The organism is Gammaproteobacteria bacterium, assembly GCA_029881255.1.
In the GTDB taxonomy this organism is placed as follows: domain Bacteria; phylum Pseudomonadota; class Gammaproteobacteria; order S012-40; family S012-40; genus JAOUMY01.
The window spans coordinates 131,223-154,085 of sequence record JAOUMY010000009.1 but is presented as its reverse complement, the minus strand read 5'-3'; the positions used below and the strand labels follow the sequence as shown (position 1 = coordinate 154,085).

Annotated in this window: 21 protein-coding genes; 11 read left to right on the top strand and 10 right to left on the bottom strand. The window is 47.6% G+C overall.

Going from position 1 to position 22,863, the window contains the following annotated elements; genetic code table 11:
• The first annotated feature begins 62 nt into the window (after positions 1-62).
• Together OEZ43_16080 and OEZ43_16075 are read left to right on the top strand one after the other, a co-directional pair.
• Positions 63-512 carry a DUF1178 family protein gene (locus OEZ43_16080; protein MDH5547107.1) on the top strand — a complete coding sequence of 150 codons (450 nt, stop codon included), beginning with the start codon at positions 63-65 and terminating at the stop codon, positions 510-512.
• A 262-nt stretch (positions 513-774) separates the two neighbouring features.
• Positions 775-1,785 carry a lytic murein transglycosylase gene (locus OEZ43_16075; protein ID MDH5547106.1) on the top strand — a complete coding sequence of 337 codons (1,011 nt, stop codon included), beginning with the start codon at positions 775-777 and terminating at the stop codon, positions 1,783-1,785.
• Positions 1,786-1,802: 17 nt separating this feature from the next.
• Here OEZ43_16075 and OEZ43_16070 read toward each other — a convergent pair whose 3' ends face one another.
• Complete coding sequence (locus tag OEZ43_16070; GenBank protein ID MDH5547105.1) at positions 1,803-2,681, bottom strand: PDZ domain-containing protein; 879 nt, start codon at positions 2,679-2,681, stop codon at positions 1,803-1,805.
• Positions 2,682-2,811: 130 nt separating this feature from the next.
• On the opposite strand from OEZ43_16070, the gene OEZ43_16065 reads away from it, so the two are divergent.
• Positions 2,812-3,243, top strand: a complete 432-nt coding sequence (locus OEZ43_16065) for a nuclear transport factor 2 family protein (protein MDH5547104.1) — start codon at positions 2,812-2,814, stop codon at positions 3,241-3,243.
• A 5-nt stretch (positions 3,244-3,248) separates the two neighbouring features.
• Here the strand turns inward: OEZ43_16065 and crp are convergent, their stop codons facing one another.
• Positions 3,249-3,917, bottom strand: coding sequence for a cAMP-activated global transcriptional regulator CRP (gene crp / locus OEZ43_16060; GenBank protein MDH5547103.1), 669 nt, complete (start codon positions 3,915-3,917; stop codon positions 3,249-3,251).
• A gap of 93 nt (positions 3,918-4,010) precedes the next feature.
• On the opposite strand from crp, the gene OEZ43_16055 reads away from it, so the two are divergent.
• The 3 genes from OEZ43_16055 to parC all read left to right on the top strand — a co-directional run bounded on the left by OEZ43_16055 (position 4,011) and on the right by parC (position 9,591).
• Positions 4,011-5,093, top strand: a complete 1,083-nt coding sequence (locus OEZ43_16055; GenBank protein ID MDH5547102.1) for a tRNA pseudouridine(13) synthase TruD — start codon at positions 4,011-4,013, stop codon at positions 5,091-5,093.
• 315 nt (positions 5,094-5,408) lie between these two features.
• Positions 5,409-7,298 carry a DNA topoisomerase IV subunit B gene (parE, locus tag OEZ43_16050; protein ID MDH5547101.1) on the top strand — a complete coding sequence of 630 codons (1,890 nt, stop codon included), beginning with the start codon at positions 5,409-5,411 and terminating at the stop codon, positions 7,296-7,298.
• 25 nt (positions 7,299-7,323) lie between these two features.
• Positions 7,324-9,591, top strand: a complete 2,268-nt coding sequence (gene parC / locus OEZ43_16045; protein MDH5547100.1) for a DNA topoisomerase IV subunit A — start codon at positions 7,324-7,326, stop codon at positions 9,589-9,591.
• A 126-nt stretch (positions 9,592-9,717) separates the two neighbouring features.
• Here the strand turns inward: parC and OEZ43_16040 are convergent, their stop codons facing one another.
• A complete protein-coding gene (locus OEZ43_16040) occupies positions 9,718-10,302 on the bottom strand; it encodes a hypothetical protein (GenBank protein MDH5547099.1) in 585 nt (194 codons plus the stop codon).
• Between the two features lie 304 nt (positions 10,303-10,606).
• On the opposite strand from OEZ43_16040, the gene OEZ43_16035 reads away from it, so the two are divergent.
• On the top strand, positions 10,607-11,950 hold the full coding sequence (locus OEZ43_16035; protein MDH5547098.1) for a DUF5666 domain-containing protein: 1,344 nt from the start codon (positions 10,607-10,609) through the stop codon (positions 11,948-11,950).
• 50 nt (positions 11,951-12,000) lie between these two features.
• Here OEZ43_16035 and OEZ43_16030 read toward each other — a convergent pair whose 3' ends face one another.
• The 3 genes from OEZ43_16030 to OEZ43_16020 form a co-directional block, all read right to left on the bottom strand.
• A complete protein-coding gene (locus tag OEZ43_16030; protein ID MDH5547097.1) occupies positions 12,001-12,549 on the bottom strand; it encodes a PadR family transcriptional regulator in 549 nt (182 codons plus the stop codon).
• An 87-nt stretch (positions 12,550-12,636) separates the two neighbouring features.
• A complete protein-coding gene (locus OEZ43_16025) occupies positions 12,637-12,987 on the bottom strand; it encodes an EscU/YscU/HrcU family type III secretion system export apparatus switch protein (protein MDH5547096.1) in 351 nt (116 codons plus the stop codon).
• Positions 12,984-14,621, bottom strand: coding sequence for a flagellar hook-length control protein FliK (locus OEZ43_16020; GenBank protein ID MDH5547095.1), 1,638 nt, complete (start codon positions 14,619-14,621; stop codon positions 12,984-12,986). The genes OEZ43_16025 and OEZ43_16020 overlap by 4 nt, the downstream gene beginning before the upstream one ends.
• A gap of 305 nt (positions 14,622-14,926) precedes the next feature.
• On the opposite strand from OEZ43_16020, the gene OEZ43_16015 reads away from it, so the two are divergent.
• Genes OEZ43_16015 through OEZ43_16000 form a run of 4 tightly spaced genes read left to right on the top strand, consistent with a single transcriptional unit; the run spans position 14,927 to position 19,223 of the window.
• Positions 14,927-16,096: a methyl-accepting chemotaxis protein gene (locus OEZ43_16015; GenBank protein ID MDH5547094.1), complete on the top strand. Its 1,170-nt coding sequence runs from the start codon at positions 14,927-14,929 to the stop codon at positions 16,094-16,096.
• Positions 16,097-16,110: 14 nt separating this feature from the next.
• Positions 16,111-16,410, top strand: a complete 300-nt coding sequence (locus tag OEZ43_16010) for an STAS domain-containing protein (protein MDH5547093.1) — start codon at positions 16,111-16,113, stop codon at positions 16,408-16,410.
• 19 nt (positions 16,411-16,429) lie between these two features.
• A complete protein-coding gene (locus tag OEZ43_16005; GenBank protein ID MDH5547092.1) occupies positions 16,430-18,130 on the top strand; it encodes a fused response regulator/phosphatase in 1,701 nt (566 codons plus the stop codon).
• Between the two features lie 10 nt (positions 18,131-18,140).
• Positions 18,141-19,223, top strand: a complete 1,083-nt coding sequence (locus OEZ43_16000) for a response regulator (GenBank protein ID MDH5547091.1) — start codon at positions 18,141-18,143, stop codon at positions 19,221-19,223.
• On the opposite strand, the gene dapE is transcribed toward OEZ43_16000, so the two are convergent.
• Genes dapE through dapC form a run of 4 tightly spaced genes read right to left on the bottom strand, consistent with a single transcriptional unit; the run spans position 19,220 to position 22,758 of the window.
• Positions 19,220-20,353: a succinyl-diaminopimelate desuccinylase gene (dapE, locus tag OEZ43_15995; protein ID MDH5547090.1), complete on the bottom strand. Its 1,134-nt coding sequence runs from the start codon at positions 20,351-20,353 to the stop codon at positions 19,220-19,222. The two genes, OEZ43_16000 and dapE, sit on opposite strands and share 4 nt — an antisense overlap.
• A 31-nt stretch (positions 20,354-20,384) precedes the next feature.
• Positions 20,385-20,729 carry an ArsC family reductase gene (locus OEZ43_15990; protein MDH5547089.1) on the bottom strand — a complete coding sequence of 115 codons (345 nt, stop codon included), beginning with the start codon at positions 20,727-20,729 and terminating at the stop codon, positions 20,385-20,387.
• The gene (gene dapD, locus OEZ43_15985) at positions 20,729-21,550 is read right to left on the bottom strand and encodes a 2,3,4,5-tetrahydropyridine-2,6-dicarboxylate N-succinyltransferase (GenBank protein ID MDH5547088.1); all 822 of its coding nucleotides are present in this window, start codon (positions 21,548-21,550) and stop codon (positions 20,729-20,731) included. The genes OEZ43_15990 and dapD overlap by 1 nt, the downstream gene beginning before the upstream one ends.
• Positions 21,551-21,573: 23 nt before the next feature.
• A complete protein-coding gene (gene dapC, locus OEZ43_15980) occupies positions 21,574-22,758 on the bottom strand; it encodes a succinyldiaminopimelate transaminase (GenBank protein ID MDH5547087.1) in 1,185 nt (394 codons plus the stop codon).
• Between the last annotated feature and the right edge of the window lie 105 nt (positions 22,759-22,863).

Below are 22,863 nucleotides of genomic sequence, written 5' to 3'. Positions count from 1 at the left end.
TCCATTTAGTGCGCTGTAATAGCTATGTTAAAATGGCGCGTCTTTCACCAAGAGGGTAATTTATGGTTGTGTACGATCTGACATGTCCGTCCATGCATCAGTTTGAAGGATGGTTCAGATCCAGCAATGAATTTGCGCAACAGCATGAACAGGGTTTGTTACGCTGTCCAGTATGTGATTCTCTCGACATCAACCGCGTTCCTTCTGCCAGCTATATCAATCTTGGTCGAGGCTCTTCTTCCAGTAATGAAAAACGCTCAAACAGTAATCAAGCTCTTGCTCCCACTATCAATCCAGCGGTAATGGAAAAGATGCGTGAATTCATCGTTAATAGTAGCGAAGATGTTGGACGGCAATTTCCAGAGGAAGCGCGCAAAATGCACTATGGAGAGACCGAGCACCGAAATATTCGGGGCGAGGCGACGGTTAAGGAGATCGTCGATTTGCATGAAGAAGGTATCGAGGCCGTGCCTTTGCCTTTTACCCATCTGGATAACAAAAAGCTGAATTAACTGCGGCTATTCTCATGTTGTTCCACCAGGCGAACGATAACGTCTTTGAGATCGAGCTGTCATTTCTGTCTGAGCCATAATGCCTGGAACCGGGTGTGGCTAAGTCAAGTCAAATTCTCGTGATGCCAACGATGAAAAATTGTCGAAGCACCAAAATCTGCAATACTTATATCTACAACTGGATGAAACTAAAGGGTTATTTTAAACTAGCATGCGTTCTGCATAAGGTGGAACGCGATTTGACTACAGATCCGAAACCGATATGAATGCAATAAAGCACAAAACAGTTTTTCTTTTGATCACCTTCTTGCTGACCGTACAAGGCGTAAATGCCGCGCATGGTCAGAAAGACGACTATGACGAACATCGCGTCGATCCCACCTTCGAGGGTTGGTTAACGGGTTTGAAAAGCGAAGCAAAAGTTAAAGGTGTCTCTGACGAGACGCTCAAGCTTGCATTGAAAGGAGTCAAGCCGCTAAAGCGGGTGATTGAGCTCGATCGTAGTCAACCGGAATTCAAATGGACTTTTGAGAAGTATCTGAACAAGGTAGTGGATAAGCGACGTATCAAGCGAGGCAGGGCCAAGCTTTCGCAAAATAAAGCTACTCTGGAAAAGATTTATCAACAATACGGCGTTCCACCGCAAATCATTGTCGCCTTATGGGGAATTGAAACCGATTTCGGTCGGATTACTGGCGGGTTTCAGGTGATAGATGCCCTGGTTACGCTGGCATTTGATGGAAGGCGTAGTACCTATTTTCGTCGTGAATTAATCAATGCCTTGCTCATCATCGACCAGGGCCATGTAAGCAAACAGGATATGATTGGTTCATGGGCTGGTGCGATGGGGCAGACGCAATTCATGCCATCGACTTTTCTTTCGTATGCAGTTGACCACAATGGCGACGGTAAAAAAGACGTGTGGAAAACACGTAACGACGCTTTGGCTTCAGGCGCCAATTATCTTTCGCAAGTGGGATGGAAGAGAAATGAATCCTGGGGTATGGAGGTTAAAGTACCAAAGGGTATGGATGCCAGCTACTTTGACCAGGAAAAAATGCGCCCGATGTCTGAATGGACAAAACTGGGTGTAAAGTCGATGTCCGACGGATCTTTGCCAGACAATGTCTCGGAAGCGGCATTAATCAATCTTGATGGTGAAGAGGGACGTTACTTCCTTATTTTCCATAATTACTTTGTCATCATGGACTGGAATAAATCCACCAGCTTTGCAACATCAGTCGGTTTGCTTTCTGAGGCGATAAGAAATTAGTGAGGCATGCACTGATTTTAGAGTTCGGGATCGACGCGAGCACTTCCCAATCGAATACCCATTGGTCCCCGTTTGATATAAAACTCGATTAATTCTCCGTTACGTAAGACTTCCACGCGCGCCATTTGTTGTGGGTCGCCAGCGGCAGTGGCGTTGGTTAAATCATTCCAGTTGAAGATACGTTTGTCGCCGTAGGTATAAACAATATCGTTTTCCTGCAAACCGATAGACTCTGCTGGTGAGCCGCTAAGAACGCTTTGCACTTTGACGCGATTGTTCTGTCCGGACTGGAAAAGGAATTTGTCATAACGTCGGTCACCCAGTTCCTCGCGATAGACATTACCTTTGGACTCCAATTTATCGGTCTCTTCGAAATAGCGACGCGTGCCGTACCAACCTTCACGCCTGGCCTGGTTTTGCAGATACAGTTGCTGCATTTCCTGTTGTTCAACACGATGCTGAATTTTTTCCATGGCGACAGTGTCCATGCCTAATGACATCAATGCTTGTTGAACTTCATTTAATCGGTCATCGTTTTGAAAAGCGTTGATAGTTGATTCATCACTCCCGGTCGCAGAGGTTTGATTACTGGCGTCGGAATTCTCTGTGGCGCTATTGGATGGATGGACTGAAGCACTAGCCACAATAAGCTGCTTCTGAAGCTGTTCGTATTTTCGTTGCAGGGTTTGTCGCGCCTGGCGCTCGTTTTCCACGATAAGAATGAGCTCATTGACCTTCAAGCGCAGGGATTCAAGGCTGATATCGTCTGTCGCAATCGCGTCAATCTTTTCCGCGACATCATTGTCAACGCTATTTCGGGAGATACTCCAGCCTATGCCCAACCCGATGATTAATACGAGTGCAAGCATCAGTGCCGGTGTGTTCTGTATGCGCATGATTTGTGTTGCTTTCCACTCGTGATCGGTTTGTCGCGATATGTTTTCATAGAATCGCGCCCTTGGCTATAGTGTGATACGGCTGTGCTTGCGTTATACTCATGCCGATCCCGTAGGTGAGGTGTTAAAAGTGAAATTCTTCTTTCGTGTATGTCTGATCCTGTCATCTGTCGTATTTATTCAAGCGTGTAATACCGGCACGCCAGACCCTCAGGATGTGGCAGATATACGCGCCGTGCTGGCCAAGCGCGCCGAAGCAATTCAGGCCAAGGACATCAATGCATATCGCTCAGTTCTCCACGAGGAATATTTTGATGGGAAATACCATCTGGAGGATTTGATATCAGACATGAGTAGAGCCTTTGATCATTACGCGAGCCTGGAATTTAGAGCCCAACGCGCCCCTGTCGAGACAAAAATGAATTCTGCGCGAGTGGTGCAAAGTTTTGTGTATCAACTGGAAGGTCGGGAAAAACCTATAGAGGGAAGAGAGATTTTATTGCTACGTCATTTCGAGGATGGTTGGAAGATCTCGGGTGGCGTATACGTCGGACTAGACTAATTACGTCAGTCACGTGCGCCATGAACAACAATGGTTTTGCCCCTGGCCGAAATCAGCCCCTGTTGTTCCATATTTTTTAACACGCGGCCAACCATTTCACGACTACATCCAACGATTCTGCCCAATTCGGTGCGGCTGATCTTGATTTGCATACCATCCGGATGGGTGAGGGAATCCGGCTGTTTGCAAAGATCCAGTAGCGTACTGGCAATACGTCCGGCGGCGTCCATAAAAGCGAGGTGTCCGACTTTGCGATTGGCCTGATGCAGGCGCTTGGAAATGTGGCGACCGATGGAGAGAAGAAAATCGGCGTATGAGTCTTTTAATTCATTGCGACTAAGTTCGTTGAGACGCGCATAAGAAATAGACGCGATCTTGCACTGGGCGCGTGTACGCACGGTAACCTGGCGTAGCTGCTGGGGAATGAACAGACCGGTTTCCCCTATAAAATCCCCGTCATTTAGGTAACCCAAAATGATATCGTTACCCTCGCCATCATCCATGGTAATCGTGGCCGAGCCCTCGATAAGATAATAGAGCTTGTCCGCGGGGTCACCAGGTCTGATGATTAATCGCTTGGAAGGTAAATTATCGATATCGCAGAACTCGAGTACCTTATCCAGGACTTGTTCAGCATTATCAGCGGTTTGATTCAATTGTTTATGTGCTAACATCGACACTTCTTTAATAAAAATACGAACTTACATCTACATTATGTTGTTTATCGACATTATGCCCCAGGAACTTAATACAAATTTGAGATGAATATGGCGGGATTGCGCTACCGAATGGATGATTACGCCCAGGCATGGGGCGAGTACTGTGCAAATGGTGTGTTCAGAAGTAGCCCTGAGGACTTTGTCGTTACCGAGGAATTAGGCTTCGAACCGGCTGGTGAAGGAACGCATCATTGGCTATTGATCGAGAAACGCGGTGTTAACACCGAATGGGTCGTAGAGAAGCTGAGTGCTTTCGCGCGCGTAAGCCCAGTCGACATTGGATATGCGGGCTTGAAAGATAGGCATGCGCTGACACGACAGTGGTTCAGTATCAACATGCTTAACCGCGACCAGGTAGCTTGGGATGCGATCGACGATTTCACTCAGGGACAAGTCAAAGTTCTTTCTGCTACACGCCATCCAAAAAAACTGAAAATCGGTCAATTACGCGGAAATCGGTTTGCGATCAGAATTCGTGAATGCCATTACGATCGCGCATGCATGGAAGACCGCCTCAAGCAAATCGCCCTCGGAGGTGTGCCCAATTATTTTGGAGAGCAACGTTTTGGGCGTGAGGGTGATAATGTTGAAAAGGCGCTGCGTTTTCTAAGTGGCAAACAACGGACCCAGAATCGAAAGCAGCGGGGTTTGTATATTTCTTCGTTGCGTTCGTTTTTATTCAATCACATTCTTGGCCAACGCGTTGTGTGTAAGAATTGGAATACGGCTATCGATGGTGATGTCATGATGCTGGATGGCAGCAATAGTTTTTTTAAACCGACTAGCGATGAAAATTTGTCGTCACGACTTGCCGAGTTGGACATACATCCATCAGGGTTACTCTATGCGCGAGGCGACAGGCATGTTGGCGGTGCGGCAGCGCAGATAGAAAGTGAGGTATTGGCGGAATTTCCGGAGATAGCCACGGCACTGGATCGCGTGCCTAAACTCAATGCGGAACGACGGAGTTTACGCCTCGCCGTGCGAGAGTTGGAATACGAACTACTGGAAAACGAAGTGACTCTACGATTTTTTTTGCAAAAAGGTTGTTTCGCCACCAGTGTATTGCGTGAACTTGTACAGCTCACCGATGGACATCGTGCGTCCATCGATGCCGGTCGACAAGCCTGATAGGCTGGCGAAAACGTCAACAGTCGTCGAAAAAACGTCAAATTTACACTGTTGACAACGTGGGTTTGCATTGGCTAAATTCCGGCGCGAACCATTTTCAGGGCTAGCCGTTCGGTTAAAACCAACACAAAATCTGACAAAAAGGGCATATTGAAACGCTTTTTTTCGTTCACTTACGACAAAAACAACCGAATTCAGGTGATTTTTTTAGATTATGCGACTGATCGGAAAAGAATTTGCAGATCGGTTGCCACTTGAAGTTAGTTTCTCAGCGCAGTAGCATCGTCAAGCGAGATCGACCAACATACGAGTCTTATGGCAAAAAGTTATAGTGCATCCGATATTGAAGTCCTCACCGGCCTGGAGCCTGTGCGTAAGCGGCCGGGTATGTATACCGATACCACCCGGCCCAATCATCTTGCACAGGAAGTCATCGATAACAGTGTCGATGAAGCGATGGCCGGTCATGCGGATAGAATCGAGGTAGTCCTACACAAAGACGGTTCACTCAGCGTGCGTGACAATGGTCGCGGCATGCCGGTCGATAAACATCCCGAACAAAAAAAGCCAGGTGTCGAGGTCATACTGACGACCTTGCACGCCGGTGGTAAGTTTTCGAACAAAAATTATCAGTTCTCAGGCGGATTACACGGCGTTGGTGTTTCGGTAGTAAATGCCCTGTCGAAAAAGCTGGAGGTCTGGATACAGCGCGATGGCAAAGAACATCATATTTCGTTTGCCAATGGTGATAAGAAGACCAATCTAAAGGTGACCGGTAGCGTTGCGAAGAAGCTTACAGGAACAGCGGTTAGATTCTGGCCGGAGGCTAAATATTTCGATTCCGCGAAATTTTCTGTTTCCCGTCTCAAGCATGTCTTGCGCGCCAAAGCCGTGCTTTGTCCCGGATTATTTGTCAGCTTTGTTAATGAGTTTGACAAGAACGACAATGAAGAATGGCATTATGAGGATGGACTGCGCGCCTATTTACGTTCAGCGCTAGGCGATGTGCCGACTCTGCCAGAGTCTGCGTTTGTCGGTGCAGAACAGGGTGAGACGGAAGCCGTTGATTGGGCGGTGGTGTGGTTACCGGAAGGTGGCGATATCGTCGGCGAGAGTTATGTCAATCTCATCCCTACAGCGCAAGGTGGTACCCATGTAAACGGTTTGCGCACCGGTCTGACAGAGGCGATTAGAGAATTTTGTGATTACAAGAATCTGGTCCCTCGCGGCGTAAAGATTGCGCCAGAAGATGTATGGGAACGGTGTGCCTATATTCTTTCTGTTAAATTGGCCGATCCCCAGTTCTCAGGCCAGACCAAAGAGCGTTTGTCTTCGCGTGAATGCGCGCCGTTCGTATCTGGCGTGGTCAAGGATGCGTTTATTTTGTGGTTGGGAGAAAATCCCAGCATCGCGGAACAGATTGCCGAGATCGCCATCAATAACGCTCAGAAACGCATGCGCGCGGCGAAGAAAGTGGTACGCAAGAAAATTACAAGCGGCCCGGCACTGCCTGGCAAGCTGGCCGACTGCAGTTCTCAGGATCCAGACCGAACCGAATTGTTTTTAGTCGAGGGTGATTCCGCTGGTGGCTCTGCCAAGCAGGCGCGTGAGCGTGAGTTTCAGGCCGTGATGCCTTTGCGGGGAAAAATACTCAACACCTGGGAAGTCGATCCGCAGCAAGTATTGGGCTCGCAGGAAGTACACGACATCTCAGTTGCCATCGGTGTTGATCCTGGCTCGGATAATTTAAAAGGTCTACGTTATAACAAGGTTTGCATTCTTGCCGATGCGGATTCTGATGGTGCGCACATTGCGACCCTGTTGTGTGCCTTGTTCGTACGCCATTTTCGACCATTAGTCGCTGCCGGTCATATCTATGTGGCAATGCCACCCTTGTATCGCGTTGATGTGGGCAAACATGTGTTTTATGCGCTTGATGATGCGGAGCGCCAGGGTGTGCTCGATCGCATTGCCGCGGAAAAGATCAAAGGCAAACCCAATGTACAACGCTTTAAAGGTCTGGGCGAAATGAATCCCATACAGTTGCGTGAAACAACGATGGCACCGGACACACGCCGACTCGTGCAACTGTATATCGAGGCCGGCGACGAAACGAATAATATGATGGACATGTTGCTGGCAAAGAAACGCTCCGCTGATCGTAAGGCCTGGCTGGAGTCCAAAGGAAATCTGGCGCAGGTGTAAAACCTCGAACGGGTGAGAAAGGCATATGGGAAAAGAAACGCAATTCACCGACGACGGTATAGAAAAATTACCGTTACACGAATTCACTGAGAAATCCTATCTCGACTATTCGATGTACGTCATTATGGACCGCGCCCTGCCGAATATCGGCGACGGTCTCAAGCCGGTACAGCGCAGAATTATTTATGCCATGTCGGAGTTGGGTCTGCGTGCCGCTTCAAAATACAAAAAGTCTGCACGTACCGTGGGTGATGTCTTAGGTAAGTTTCATCCGCATGGTGACTCCGCTTGTTATGAAGCCATGGTGTTAATGGCGCAGCCATTCTCTTACCGTTATCCCTTAATAGACGGGCAGGGCAATTGGGGTTCGCAAGATGACCCGAAGTCTTTTGCTGCGATGCGTTATACGGAAGCGAAGTTAACGCCGTTTGCGCAGGTATTACTCGATGAAATCAAACACGGCACAGTCGACTGGGTTCCCAATTTCGATGGTACCTTAGATGAACCGCTGATACTCCCGGCCCGACTTCCGGTGTTATTACTCAACGGCACGACGGGAATCGCCGTAGGTATGGCGACGGATATTCCGCCACACAATCTGCGCGAAGTGGGTGAGGCCTGTATCCATCTCATCGACAATCCCAAGGCGACAGTCAAAGACCTGTGCAAGTTCATTAAGGGTCCGGATTATCCTACCACCGCAGAGATCATTTCTTCGAAAGAAGATATTGCCAGCATGTATCGCACGGGCAATGGCAGCATTCGTATGCGCGCAACCTACGAAAAGGAAGACGATGACGTCATCGTCACCGCCTTGCCATATCAGACCTCTGGCGCCAAGGTGCTGGAACAAATCGCGCAACAAATGAACGCGAAAAAGCTACCGATGGTGGAAGATCTTCGTGACGAATCAGATCACGAAAACCCGGTTCGTCTGGTGATCACGCCGCGTAACAAAAACATTAATGTCGAAGAATTGATGACGCATTTGTTCGCCACCACCGATCTTGAGCGTACTTATCGCGTCAATATGAATATGATCGGCATCGACGGTCTGCCACGCGTGCGTGATTTACAAACCATACTCAGCGACTGGCTGACCTTCCGCACCGAAACCGTTCGCCGTCGCTTGCAATATCGTCTGGATAAAGTACTCGACAGACTACACATCCTCGATGGTTTATTGATTGCGTTTCTCAACATCGACGAAGTAATTCGCATCATCCGTACCGAAGATGAACCAAAGCCGGTGTTGATGAAGACTTTTGACCTGTCAGACCGGCAGGCCGAAGCCATACTCGAATTAAAATTACGTCACCTCGCCAAACTCGAAGAAATGAAAATTCGTGGCGAGCAAAAAGATCTCGAAGAAGAACGGGATACTCTGGAAAAGACCCTGGGCTCAGCAGCGCGCATGAAGACGCTGATTAAGAAAGAGCTCAAGGAAGACATCGACACCTTTGGTGATGATCGTCGTTCACCAATCAAGAAACGCGATGCGGCGCAGGCGCTGGATGAAACAGCATTAATTACCTCGGAGCCGATTACGATAATCTTGTCGGAAAAAGGCTGGATGCGTGCGGGCAAAGGGCATGAATTAGACCCTCGAACACTGGCGTATAAACCTGGCGACCAGTTTCTCGCCGCCGCGCATGGTAAAACCAATCAACTCGCAATATTCGTCGATTCGACCGGGCGTTGTTATGCGCTCCCCGGTCATACTCTGCCATCAGCGCGTGGTCATGGCGAACCGGTTACCAGTCGGGTGAAACCACCGGCGGGCGCGGGATTTCATGGCGTGTTTACCGGTAGCGACGAAGATCTGTTTTTCATGGGTACGGATGGTGGATACGGTTTTGTCGGCAAACTTGGCGATATGATCACGCGTAACAAATCGGGTAAGTCTGTTATCAGCGTACCCAAAGGCTCGCGAGTTCTTCAGCCTCAACGGGTCACCGACATAGAATCAGAATACCTGGCCATGGTTACCGCGGAGGGTCATCTGCTAATCATCGCCATGGGTGAAGTGCCCGAAATGTCCAAAGGCAAGGGACTCAAGCTGATCAATATTCCCAGTAACAAATTCAGTAATCGCAGCGAGTACGTGAAGTCTGTGGCGATACTTGGACTGGAATCAAAGCTCGCTGTTTATTCGGGCAAGCGTCACGTGGTATTGGCCGGTGACGAACTGGATCATTACCTGGGCGAGCGTTCTCTGCGCGGATTGAAATTGCCTCGTGGTTTCCAGAAAGTTGATCGCATCGAAGCGATACATATGGATGAGGAAGAGTGACAGGTATCTATTAATCGGGAAAGACCGTAAATATGAATAGCCTTCTGTTCGAATCAACGGTCTTTCCCGTTACAAGCACCTATCACAGTCACTACGCGGTGTTTCCTGTCTCGAGTTTCGCAGGTATTAGAATTTCCCCCACAACATCGAAATTTCCAGATTGTAATTGCGAAAATCCGCATCACTAAACCCAGTGGTATTGGTGCCCTTAACGTAGCGATAGCTAACCCCGGTATGGATGGTGAAAAACGGCGCGATATTAAACGCGGCATAGACGGATGGTTCGGCGTAGAAGAAGGCGTCGCCACCGTGGTGGTTGTAACTCATATCGTGGTTCATGGTATTGACCTCGGATAGACCACCAGAACCCACCACTGTCTCAACGCCAACATGGACGAGTTTGTGGGGGAAGAATTTGTATCCCATCATCATGCCCCCAAAGCCTGCCGCGTACTCGGTGCCGTTGGCCGAGATCATCATGGATGTGCCATAGCCGGCACCACCGATATAAAGGCGGTGGTCCATCAGATAGGCCCCTTTTCCCCCGACCAGAATATTGAGCTCATCCTTGATCATGCCCGACTTGATCATCATGCCGCCCATGCCTCCGTGGGCGATGTCGCCGTTGCCCACCAGCGTCTCTCTCTCCTGCGCAAAAGTATTTCCGGTGCTGAAAATGCCAATAATGATCAATAAAAGTATGTTTTTCATAACGTTTCTCCTTGCTGTCTAGTATAAAACACCGGCCAGTGGCAAATCTGTTACCAAAAATTTGAGGAAAAATTCTCAAAATGTTGTTAGGATAGGGGCGTTTTGTTGGGGTACGCTGACATAGCGTGACGGCAAGAGATGGGGATAAATAAAAAAATTATCGTGATTTCAATAGGATATTGTCTGATTGGTGGTAATAGCCTGATTGGCCTGCTACCTGCTATGACCTAGGAAATTTGCCGTTTTCATCATTTCTCGCAAATTGGGTATATGGTTCACAAGATAATAACTTTAGGAGGGTGTGATGTCCTTACGTATGGTCTTAATACTGGTGCTGGCGTTGAGCCTGGGTGCCTGTTCTCAAGTGGGTGGCGATTCTGCCAATCTTCTCAGCCCAAAAAACAAAGTTGAAGGAGAAGTTGTCGGCGTGGATGCCTCTAGCATACAGCTGATGACCGAAGACGGCGTACAAGTTAACGTCGTGTTCAATGATGGCGTTGTTATCAGCGATAACCACGCGACGCTGAATCTGACGGATGTTCAGGTAGGTGACAAACTTGAAGTCACTGGCGAATTTGATGCGACGACGAATTCCATTAGCGCAGTGAAAATCGAAGTTGAGAACGATATGTCGGGTAGCAATGACGACGGCAATAAGCTCCTGGTCGTGGGCGCTGGCCTGGTCGATGCGCCGACTGCTGAAGTCGAAGGTGATGTAGAAGCCGATAGCCATGTTGAAATTAAGGGCGTGGTATCCAGTATTGCCGGTAATGTCATTGTGGTGAGTATTGTGGAAGTCGAGCACTCGACAGCAGACTTGGGTGCGCAAATCAGCGTTACCGTTAGTGACGCATTTCTGAAAATGGGATCGATTAACGATATTACTGTCGGCGCAAGTATTGAGCTGAAGGGTACAATTGATGCCAATAACCTGTTTACCACACGCGTGTTAAAGATACGTATGCCTGAAAGCGAAAACGGATCGGATGATAGCGTGGGTGATGATGACGCCAATAGTGATGTCGTAGATGACAGTGGCGATGAAGTCATGGACGATAATGGCGACGACGCTATGGACGATACAGATGACATGGCCAATGACGATAACGAGCAGGAAGTCAAAGGCACTGTTCAGTCTATCCAAGACAATGTAATTTCGGTTTTGGTGCAATCCACTGATGCCAATGGCGCGACGGTAGAAACGGTTTATACCGTTGATTTGTCTACGGTGAAAATCAATGACAACGATCTGGCGAAAATGGCTGTCGGTGTTGAAGTTGAGATCGAAGGCCATGTTGATGCGACCGGCGCTTTTGTCATTAGCTCGGTTGAAGTCGAAGATATGGATGATGACGGCGACGACGCTAACGAGCATGAAGTGAAAGGCACGCTACTTAGTATTGACGGAAGTGTGATTGCGGTATCCGTACAATCCACAGATACCAATGGCGCGGTTGTTGAAACGACAGTGCTTGTCGATTTGACCACAGTGAAGATCAGAGACAGACATATGGCGGCACTTGTGGCCGGTGTTGAGGTTGAACTGAAAGGCTATCTCGATATGGCAGGCAGTTTCATCATTACCTCTGTGAGTGTCGAGCATGTAGGCGAACATAGTAATAGCGGTATGATGCCGGTAACTGAGTAAACTTCGCTATGGACTAGAGAAAAGCGGCCTTTTTGGCCGCTTTTTTCGTTTCAATAGGGTTTGATTTTTTTATTGAGAAACTGAATGACTTCGTCGGCCCACATCAGCCAGGCAGTTAGCATGATGATGCCGTTGCGTAAGGTGAGATGGGCGAATTGCACGCACTCGACTTTCCTGTTTTCTGTGGTATACAACTCTTCTTCAATTTGATGGTAGCGACTTAAGGTTTCCTCGTTTGCGTGTTTAACGCGCAATAATTCTTCGAGCAAATGTTTCGGCGATACCAGATGACCGGAATAGATTTTCATCAATAATGTGTCTTTCAGTGGTGAAGGACTGCCAGGTTCGAGCAACCACTCGACTAAGGCGTTGCGACCTTGTGTGGTCAGCTGGTACATTTTTTTTGCCGGTTTGCCCTGTTGCTGCACTTCATTAAAACTCACCCAGCCATCATCAGTCATTTTGGCCAGTTCACGGTAAATTTGCTGGTGTGTGGCGAACCAGAAATGACCAGGTCCGTCTTCGAACCACTTGGTGATTTCATAACCGCTGCCTTCATTTTCTTCGAGCGCGATCAATACGGCATGTTTTAGTGACACTATCGTTCAACCCTGTCGCCAAGAACTATTTTTATGCAGAAAAGTGCATATAATAGTTCACTGCCGATGTCGTGTCGAGGCGACTCACTAAGCGTCTTTTTCGTGAGAGTTTTGCTTTTCGAGGGGAGAGGCGTTTTTTATTTGAGGATCACCGGCGTGTTTGCCTGCCTCACCATTTATGCGATAGACAAAGGCCAGTACGGCGGCGACCGCGTGATAAAGATTGTTAGGAATTTCTTCGTTTAGATCGAGCTTTGATAACAGCTTTACCAGCTCTGAGTCCTGGTAGAGCACGATACCGTGTTCTTCCGCGATCTCGATAATTTTCTCCGCAATGTGACCTTCGCCTTTGGCAATGACGCGCGGAGCACTATCGCCGTCATAGCGTAGCGCTACAGCTGATGATGGCTTGCCCGGAATTTTTTCTTCTTCGCTCATGCCTTCACATCCACCAGACCTGAGATCTGTGGAATCGGTTGTAATTTACTCGGGGAGGGGCCGTGATGACAGCAGATGTTGTCGGTAGTCAAGCCGGAGTCCTGCAAGCGACTTTCAAGTGTATCGAGTTGATGAGTGAATAGTTCAACCGTGTCTTTTTGTTCAGCCCAGAAGCCGACAGAAACTCGATCCTTGAGCAATGTGATTTTGGCGAATACAGGCCCGATGTATTTCAAGGCGACCTCAAGGGTTACGGTGATGGGAATTTCGCCGTACTCACTTTTTTGTTCTGCGTCACCAAATATGCGCATATTCAGTACATTCACATCGTCATCATCGTTGCGAATAGGTATTTCCAAGGACCACGCGAGCTTGCCTGCTTCGTTATCGTTAAGCGTATTGAGCTGATGCAATTGCGTGCGGGCCAGCGCGTTTTCCACATGGCGTACCAGTTCAACAACACTTTCCTGCGCGGCGGACCGAGCTGCCAGTGTATTCGCGCTTTCCCCTTTGACTGTCGCATTCTTTGTCATTGCGTTCGCCAAATCGGTTTTGAGCTCGGGTCTATCACCTCTCGAAGCGTCGATAGGCGTTTTGAGTGGTTGCGATGTCGTTGTCGTGGGCTGTGAATTCAATGCTGTGTTTAACAAGGGGCGCGCGGCTTGCGTAGCAGCTTTCGGCATAGGGATGCCAGGTCGTTGTTCAGGCATTTTTTGCGTTTCGCCTTGTGGCGTGGTTTGTTGTTTAGACGTGGCCGTCGCTGTTGAATGTTGTGTCTGAGTCGTTTGCTGTTGCTGCGAAGCGGTTTGTGCAGTATTGGTATTGCCAGTCTGGCCAGTAGTGGTTTGGGATTGAGGTAAAGGCGTTTGCGTAGCGGTTGATTGCTGAGTTGTCGATGCGCCTCGTCCTTGAGTCAGGCTAGGGTTAGTGGCCTGGGTTGTACCAGCTTGTGGCGGAGTATTGTTTGCTCGCGCGCCTTCTTGTGTAGCCGAGGGAGATGTGTTTTTTGCGGTTGATGTGGTTCCGGGTGTTGACTGCTGCAGTTGATCGCGCAGACGCATCAACATAGCTTTCAAGTCCTTACCGATATTTTCAGATTTTAGTCCATTGGCCATTTGCGCGAGACCACGTTCAAAAAACGTCCCGGCATTTCGCAGAACCTGCTTAAGTTGCTTGGCTTGTTCTACATCTTTGCTGGTGGGCAGATTCTGCATAAATTGCCGAACTGCGCTGACCACTGAGGGCGGAAGCGTATCTGCTTTCGCGGTATTCTGATGCATGACCTGTAGTAACTGTTGAATCGTATCCTTGAGCGGCTGCTGCAAGGGGAGGGTTTGCCTTATGCTATGTGCGAGTACGGCGTCATCAATGGCCTTCTGTGTCGGTATGAGCAATATCTTTTTTCCCAACTGAGCTACCACGAGTTGCAGCAATTGTCCCTGTGAGAGTGGTAGCTGGCTACGTGCATTGAGTATGGTGTTATTGATATGCAGTGTAATCTGACCATCAGGATTTACCGCAACGACACGAGCTTGAAGCTGCTGTCCGACACTGAGTCCCTCAGTACGGAGTCGGCTACTTGTCAGGCTGATTGCCTGTTGCAAGGCTTGGAGTTGAGTATTGCTTATTTCCATTTCACATCACAAAGATAGTTCGTCTTACTTATATCGTCCTATATAAGAAGGGTTTTACTAATCTATTCGAATAAATACCTGTGCTCGTGATAGCGATATCGGGCCCGAATTCCCTGATTTAGAAGAATTTATACTGTCCAGCATAGCAAGAAAGACGCCGGAGTGCGGGAACAGGCGCGCACCTGATAGCCACATAGAAAATACACTGATTGTAACAATATGTTAAACACAGTCTTTTTTCATATACCTATGTCGATAACCCAATATACGAATGAATAGACACGGAAAAGTGGGTTTATACCGCGATGTTTAAACAGTTATTGGGATATGGTTTGCCACCAATTGGTGCCGCATTGTTGCTGGCCGTGGGACATACCATCACTCCTGATCTGTTGACGGCGAAAACTGCCTTGTTTGTACTGAGTGCATGTTGGTTGTTTGTTTTGATCGTCGCGTTGCGTAAGTTCGAGAATGCAAAAACGGCGGCAGAACTTGAGCCTGTCGATGAGACGGAAGAGTACTTATCTCGTAAGCTCGAAGAAGCAAAAGAGCTCGTCTGTGAAGAGTTAAGAGGTAGCGAAAAAGAGGTTTTGCAGGTTACTGACCTGGTGTCCAGGGCGATAGGCGAACTCAACACAAGTTTTAGCAAACTGTCAGAGCTGACCAGTGAGCAAAAAGACTTGATAAGCCGTGTGCTAAAACGCGCACGTAGTGAAGGCGACGAAGAAGTCGTCACGATTGCCAGTGTGTGCGATGAGGTTTCGCAAATTATTCAGTATTTCATTAATCTTTTTGTAGATATAAGTAAGCAGGGCGTACTTATCGTGCATAGAATTGATGACATGGTTGATCAGATGGGTGGAATATTTTCCTCGCTGGATAATGTGCGGGGAATCGCTGACCAGACCAATCTGCTCGCACTCAATGCTGCGATAGAAGCCGCGCGGGCCGGTGACGCGGGGCGTGGGTTTGCCGTGGTTGCCGACGAGGTGAGAACCTTATCGGAAAACTCACGACAATTTAGCGACGACATAGAAAAACAGATGCAGAAAACTCGGAATACAATATCTGAAGCGAGAGAAATTATTTTCCAACTTGCGGCCAGAGATATGAATATTCATATCTCTGCCAAAGAAAAGGCCGATGTCTTGATGGGGCGTTTGGGAAAAATGGAAGAAAACTACGCAACTGCCTTGGCTCAGGCATCGACTATCAGTGGCGATATTGATTCTCAAGTCGGTGTAGCCATCAGGAATTTGCAGTTTGAAGACATGGTGAGACAAATACTCGAATACATTCAGAAGAAGAACGAGAACATCGCGAAACTGGTGGAAAGTACAGGTGAGGCGGACGCCAATCTGACCGGAGAAAATCGCCTGGACATACTCGAAAGCAGTGTGAGTCAGTACAGAAATACGCTAAGAAAGGCGGTGGAGCAGACCAGCATGGATGAAGGTGACATTGATTTATTTTGAAATGAGGAAGATTTATGTCGATTAATCATAGGATAGACGGAAATACACTGACTATAAACGTTGGGAATCGCTTTGATTTTTCAGTGCAGAAAGACTTTCGTCGCGCTTACGAGGAAGTTGGTAAAGAAGTAAACAGCTTCGTTATTGATCTTGGTCAAACAGAGTTTATGGATAGTACCGCTTGCGGAATGCTTTTGGTACTAAAGGATTACATTGGCGGTAATGGAAAGAATATCCATATCCGGAATTGTAATGAGGATGTCAAAAAAACCCTGAGCATGATTCAGTTCGATAGTCTGTTCAACGTAGAGTAGAGAATTCCGGAGAAAGCTCTTGCAATCAGACAAGGCGAAAATACTCGTTGTCGACGATGATATAACCAATATCTCCCTATTGAAGGCTATCTTTCAAAGGTTGGGCTATCAAGTGTTTGCCGCAAATAATGGCGAAGAAGCGATAGCGCAATATCAGTCGCTGTCTCCCGACGTGATTCTCATGGATATCATGATGCCTGTCGTAAATGGTTATGAGGCGACTGTACGGATTCGCGAGCTGGAATCTGACACTTTTACCCCTATCATCTTTGTCACAGCGCTCACTGACGATGATTCACTTGCAAAATGTATCGAATGTGGCGGAAATGACTTTCTGACCAAACCATATAACACTATTCTGATAGACGCTAAAATTAAATCTTTTCTGCAATTGCGTAGTCTCTATCATTCTGAAAGGGAAAAAATAGCGCATATTGAAAAACACAATGTGTGGCTAGAAAATGAGTATCGAATATCAGAAGGCGTAATCAATAAGATTACAAAAAAAGAACATCTTCATGAGGAATCTATAAAGTTTAAGATTTCACCGAAAGCGCTATTTAATGGTGATATTTTGATGGTCACCAAGACGCCGGAAAAGATTACACGGGTAATGATAGGTGATTTTACAGGTCATGGTATGTCCGGTGCGATTGGGTCTATCCCGGTGGCGGGGATATTTTATTCAATGACCGAGAAAGGGTTCTCCATAGAGGCTATTGTTCGTGAGATAAATTCCAGATTGAGTAGCGTGTTACCAGTGGGGATTTTTCTTGCCGCTGCACTAATCGACTATGATCCTAGATCAAAACACCTTCGTGTTTGGAATGGTGGAAGTCCCGATATCATGATCTACTCTGATGAAAAACATAAAATCCGGCGGACTATAGAGTCGAAAAATTATCCTTTTGCTGTAGTAAGTAGTGACGAATTTAAAATTGAAATGGAAGATGTTTTTTTAAGGAAAGGTGACAGAATAATTGCATTTACAGATGGGGCTTTATCAGTTTTTGATGAGTTTAGTAATAAAATACGAAATACAGGTGTATATAGTGTAATAAGCAAAACAGACGATGGTGAAAAGCTGTTCGACAATATATTGGATTGTCTTACCAATTATCCAAAGCGACACGATCTGATAGATGATGTCACATTGATTGAAATAACGACTAGCGGCGTAAGCGAAGAAATCAGTTTTACAGAGTCATCTGTAGAGGCTTTTGACGCCGATGACTCACAGGTTCAATGGTCTATGTCGTACGAGCTACGCCCGGGAATATTGCGCAAGATGGACCCGATACCGATGATAATGCAGTCACTAGGGGAAATGGAATATATCTCTGAACACAAACAACCACTCTATTTAATTTTGCGTGAACTATTTTCTAACGCGCTGGATCATGGTCTGTTGAATCTTGATTCCAGAATCAAGCAACAAACAAACGGGTTTGAAAAATTCTACGATGAGAAAGAGCGTCGTCTGGAAAGTCTCGATAGTGGAAAAATAGAGATCCGGTTGAACTGTTCCATTGATGGAAGAAACGGCGCTGTGCTTGTAAATGTCAAGGATAGCGGAAACGGGTTTGATTTTGTAGAACTCGAAAAGTCTAGCGCGGAGTCTTCCTATCACGGACGAGGCGTAACGATTTTGAATCAAATTTGTGCCGAACTACGTTATATAGGAAATGGTAACGAAGTGCTAGCGACGTATAAATGGTAGGCGATTAGCGATGAGTACTTCGGCCAAAAACAAAATATTGATCGTTGACGATGAGTTCGAAAATATTGAACTTTATCGGACAATACTGGAGGATCAGTACCGCATTGAGTCAGCTACGACCGGGGAAGAGGCGATGCGCATGCTGGACTCGTTCTCCCCGGATGTCATTCTTCTGGATATTGTTATGCCCGATATTAGCGGCCTCGAAATATGTCGGAGAATTCGGGCAAACGAAAAGTATAAACTGTTAAAGGTATTGATCGTATCAGGAAAAACTTCACTTGAGGAAAGGCTGGAAGGCTATGCCGCAGGTGCAGACGATTATGTAACAAAACCGGTTGAGTTGGACGAATTGCTTGCCAAGGTGCGTGTATATTCGAAGCTGCGCAATATAGAAGAAGTAGATCAATACAAAAGCACGTTTATGCAACTAATGAATCACGAAACGATAACGCCACTCAATGCGATTATTGGTTTTTCCGATTTGCTGGTCAATGAGCCCCTAAACGAGACCGTACTGACCTATATTAAGGAGATTCGTCAGGCCGGAAAAAGACTGCATCACAAGATTCGAAGAATATCGCTGCTAAACGACATGCTGAATAGCGATGAGAAGTTTGATGAGCAAGTCGTGGAACTGCGGGTATTGGTCGGCGATATTTTGAACAGTCGTCAAAAAAGTATAAAAGACAAGAATATTCACGTGAAATCAGATTTACAGGATATGGGAAGGATACGCGTGATTTCCCATGAGAAACTTCTTTTTGAGGTTGTGTCTGAGGTGTTGGAAAATGCGATTCGATTTACCGCAGAAAATAGCGAAATCAATATTGATGGTGAGAGGAAAGGGAGTAACTTCATTCTGAGTATTTCTGATCAGGGACCAGGCTTGACCGAAGATCAGCTTCGCTATGGTTTCAATCTTTTTGAAAGCCCCGATCTGATGCATCACGTTCAAGGTTTGTGTACCAGTCTGGTTTTAGCCCGACTGGTTATGCGCAAGTTTGATGGCGAGCTGGAAGTGAAAAATCGGGAAAGCGGTGGCGCGCTAGTAAAAATGAATTTTCGCGTAGTCGAAGAAGATAAACCTTAGTCAGCTACCAGTAGACGTGATAAAACCTCGCGATAAATATCTTTGAGTGTATCCAGGTCTTCCGCGCAAACACACTCATTCACCTTATGTATCGTTGCGTTCAAAGGACCAAGCTCCAACACCTGTGCGCCTGTCGGTGCAATGAAGCGACCGTCAGAGGTGCCGCCACTCGTTGAGAGTTCTGTTTCCCTTCCGGTAATTGTCTTGATCGCATGTTGTGTGGCAGAGACCAACTCACCACGTCCGGTTAAAAATGGATTGCCGGACAAACTCCACTCGATGTGATAATCAAGACCATGCCGATCAAGTAATTCAATCACGCGTTGTTGAATAGTCTCGCTATTTAATTCTGTCGAAAAGCGAAAATTGAACACTACCGTCATGCTACCGGGAATCACATTGGTCGCGCCGGTGCCTGCACTGATATTGGAAATCTGAAAAGTGGTTTGCGGAAAGAACTCGTTGCCTTTATCCCACTCGGTTGCCGCCAGTTCGGCGAGTGCAGGTGCAGCGACATGTACGGGATTTTTCGCCAGATGAGGATAGGCAACATGACCTTGTATGCCGTGCACAGTCAGCGTCGCATTGAGTGAACCGCGACGTCCATTCTTGACCACATCACCAACTTGGCTGGTACTGGTTGGTTCACCGACAATACAGTAGTCCATTTTTTCCTGGCGCGCTTCCAGGTGTTCAACAACTTTCACGGTGCCGTTAATGCTTGGGCCTTCTTCGTCGCTGGTGATGAGAAACGCTATTGATCCGTCGTGATCTGGATGCTGTTGCACAAACTCTTCACAAGCAACGACCATCGCCGCCAGACTGCCTTTCATGTCGGCCGCACCACGACCATACAACATGCCGTCGACTATCGTCGGCGTGAACGGCTCAATCTTCCAATCAGCCAACGGGCCAGTCGGTACCACATCGGTATGACCGGCAAAGGCCAACACCGGACCTTTGTCACCACGACGCGCCCAAAAATTATCTACATCATCGAAACGCAGTCGCTCGATTTGAAAACCGATGGCCTCCAGCCGTTGAATCATCGCTTCCTGACATCCCGCGTCTTCCGGCGTAACCGAACGGCGTGATATCAAATCCATGGCTAATTCAATCGTAGGTGACATAGTTCTTATCTATCCGTATGAGGAAAAGTGATTAGTTAAACAGCGCAGCGTAGTCGTCCGCAGAAAAGCCGACGACGCGTTTAGTTCCAAGATCCAGTACCGGGCGTTTGATGATGCCAGGGTTTTCTTTCATCAATGCCAAAGCAGAATCGCGATCAATCGCGTCTTTGGTTTTCTGATCGACCTTGCGCCACAACATGCCGCGGCGATTCAATAACAACTCCCAACCCAGTTCTTTCTCCCAGGTCAGGAGTTGTTTCTCATCCAGGCCTTGTTTACGGAAATCGTGAAACTGAAATTCGATACCATTATCCTCCAGCCACTTCATGGCCTTCTTCATGGTGTCGCAGTTTTTAATGCCGTAAATCGTAATCATTAGATGTCGCGTAACAGTTCGTTAATACCGACTTTGCCGCGTGTCTTTTCGTCTACTTGCTTCACAATGACTGCGCAGTAAAGACTATATGAGCTATCTTTCGAGGGCAGGTTTCCGGATACTACTACTGAACCGGCAGGTATACGTCCGTAACTGATTTCACCGGTTTCGCGATTATAAATGCGTGTACTTTGTCCGATGTATACACCCATAGAGATAACAGAGCCTTCTTCGACAATAACGCCTTCGACCACTTCAGAACGTGCGCCGATAAAACAATTGTCTTCGATGATCGTCGGGCTAGCCTGTAATGGCTCCAACACGCCGCCGATACCAACGCCACCGGAAAGATGCACGTTCTTACCGATTTGTGCACAAGAACCCACCGTCGCCCAGGTGTCTACCATCGTACCGCTATCGACATATGCGCCGATGTTGACATAGGAAGGCATGAGCACCGCACCAGACGCGACAAAAGAACCTTTACGTACCATTGCGGGTGGTACAACGCGCACGCCACCATCACGGAACTGACGTGCATCATAACTGGCATATTTCGGTTCGACCTTGTCGTAATACTTGGTAAAACCGCTGTCCATGACGTGATTGTCTTCGATGCGGAAGGAAAGCAATACCGCCTTCTTCAACCACTCATTGACGACCCACTGGCCATCGACTTTTTCCGCAACACGCGCTTCACCTTTATCGAGCATCTCAATCGCAGCCATTACCGCTTCTTTGGTCTGCGGGTCGGCACTCTTAGGTGTGATGTCGGCGCGACGTTCGAAGGCTTCTTTAATAATGGTCTGTAAATCGCTCATTACATTTTCTCCAAATAACAAATTTAAAATTGACTGATAACGGCTTTGATTCGATTTGCCGCTTCGATACATTCGTCCACGCTGGCAACCAGTGCCATGCGGATATGATTCTGACCAGGGTTGATGCCATCGGCCTGTCGGGACAAAAAACTACCCGGTAAAACGGTGACGTTTTGTGCGGCGAAAAGTTTTTGCGCGAACACTTGATCGTCAACAGGGAGTTTCGGCCACAGATAAAAACTGGCGTCGGGCGCGCTTACGTCGAGTACCGGATTCAATATATCTAATACAGCCGCAAACTTCGCGCGATAGGCATCGCGATTTTCCCGCACATGAGTCTCGTCATTCCATGCGGCGATGCTGGCCTGTTGAACCGGCAGTGGCAGGGCACAACCATGATAGGTGCGATACTTGAGAAACTTCGCCAGCACCTGAGCATCACCGGCGACAAAGCCGGAACGCAGTCCTGGCAGATTCGAACGCTTCGACAAACTATGAAACACCACGCAGCGCTTGAACTCGGTATTGCCCATATTCGCCGCCGCCGACAATAAACCCGCGGGCGGACGGTTCTCCTCGGGATAGATTTCCGAATAACACTCATCCGAGGCAATAATGAAATCGTATTTTTCCGCCAGCTCGATCAGATCCTGTAGCTGTTCATAGAGCATCACTGCACCAGTCGGATTGCCCGGGCTACAAATATAGAGAAGCTGACAATCTCGCCACACCTGTTCCGGTACAGCGTCATAGTCTGGCAAATAACCATTCTCGGCCGTGGTATTGAGATACACCGGTTGCGCACCTGCCAGTATCGCTGCGCCTTCGTATATCTGATAGAAGGGATTTGGCATCAACACACTGGCCTTGTTATCCCGATCGATCACGGCCTGCGCAAAGGCAAACAAGGCCTCACGAGTACCACTTACCGGAATGATTTGTGAATCTGGATCAACTTTTGCTGCAAAGCGTCGTTCTATCCATCCCGCAATAGATGCGCGCAACTCATCGGTGCCTTTGGTCAGAGGGTAGCTGGCGAAACTGCCAAGACTCTCCTGGAAGGCATTCAGGGCAAGCGCCGGAGCAGGGTGCTTGGGCTCACCGATGGAAAGCGCGATATGGGGTTTGTCTGCAGGGGTAATACCTGCCTTCAGAGCCGCCAGTTTTTCAAACGGGTAAGGATGTAGATGATCGAGCGCCGGATTCATGTAAATGTGCCAAAAAATTGAGGCGCGTAGTATAGGACATACAGCACTTAGAACCAAATCAGACGCTGATAGTGGCTGTAAGTCCTTCTTTTATGGTTTAATGGC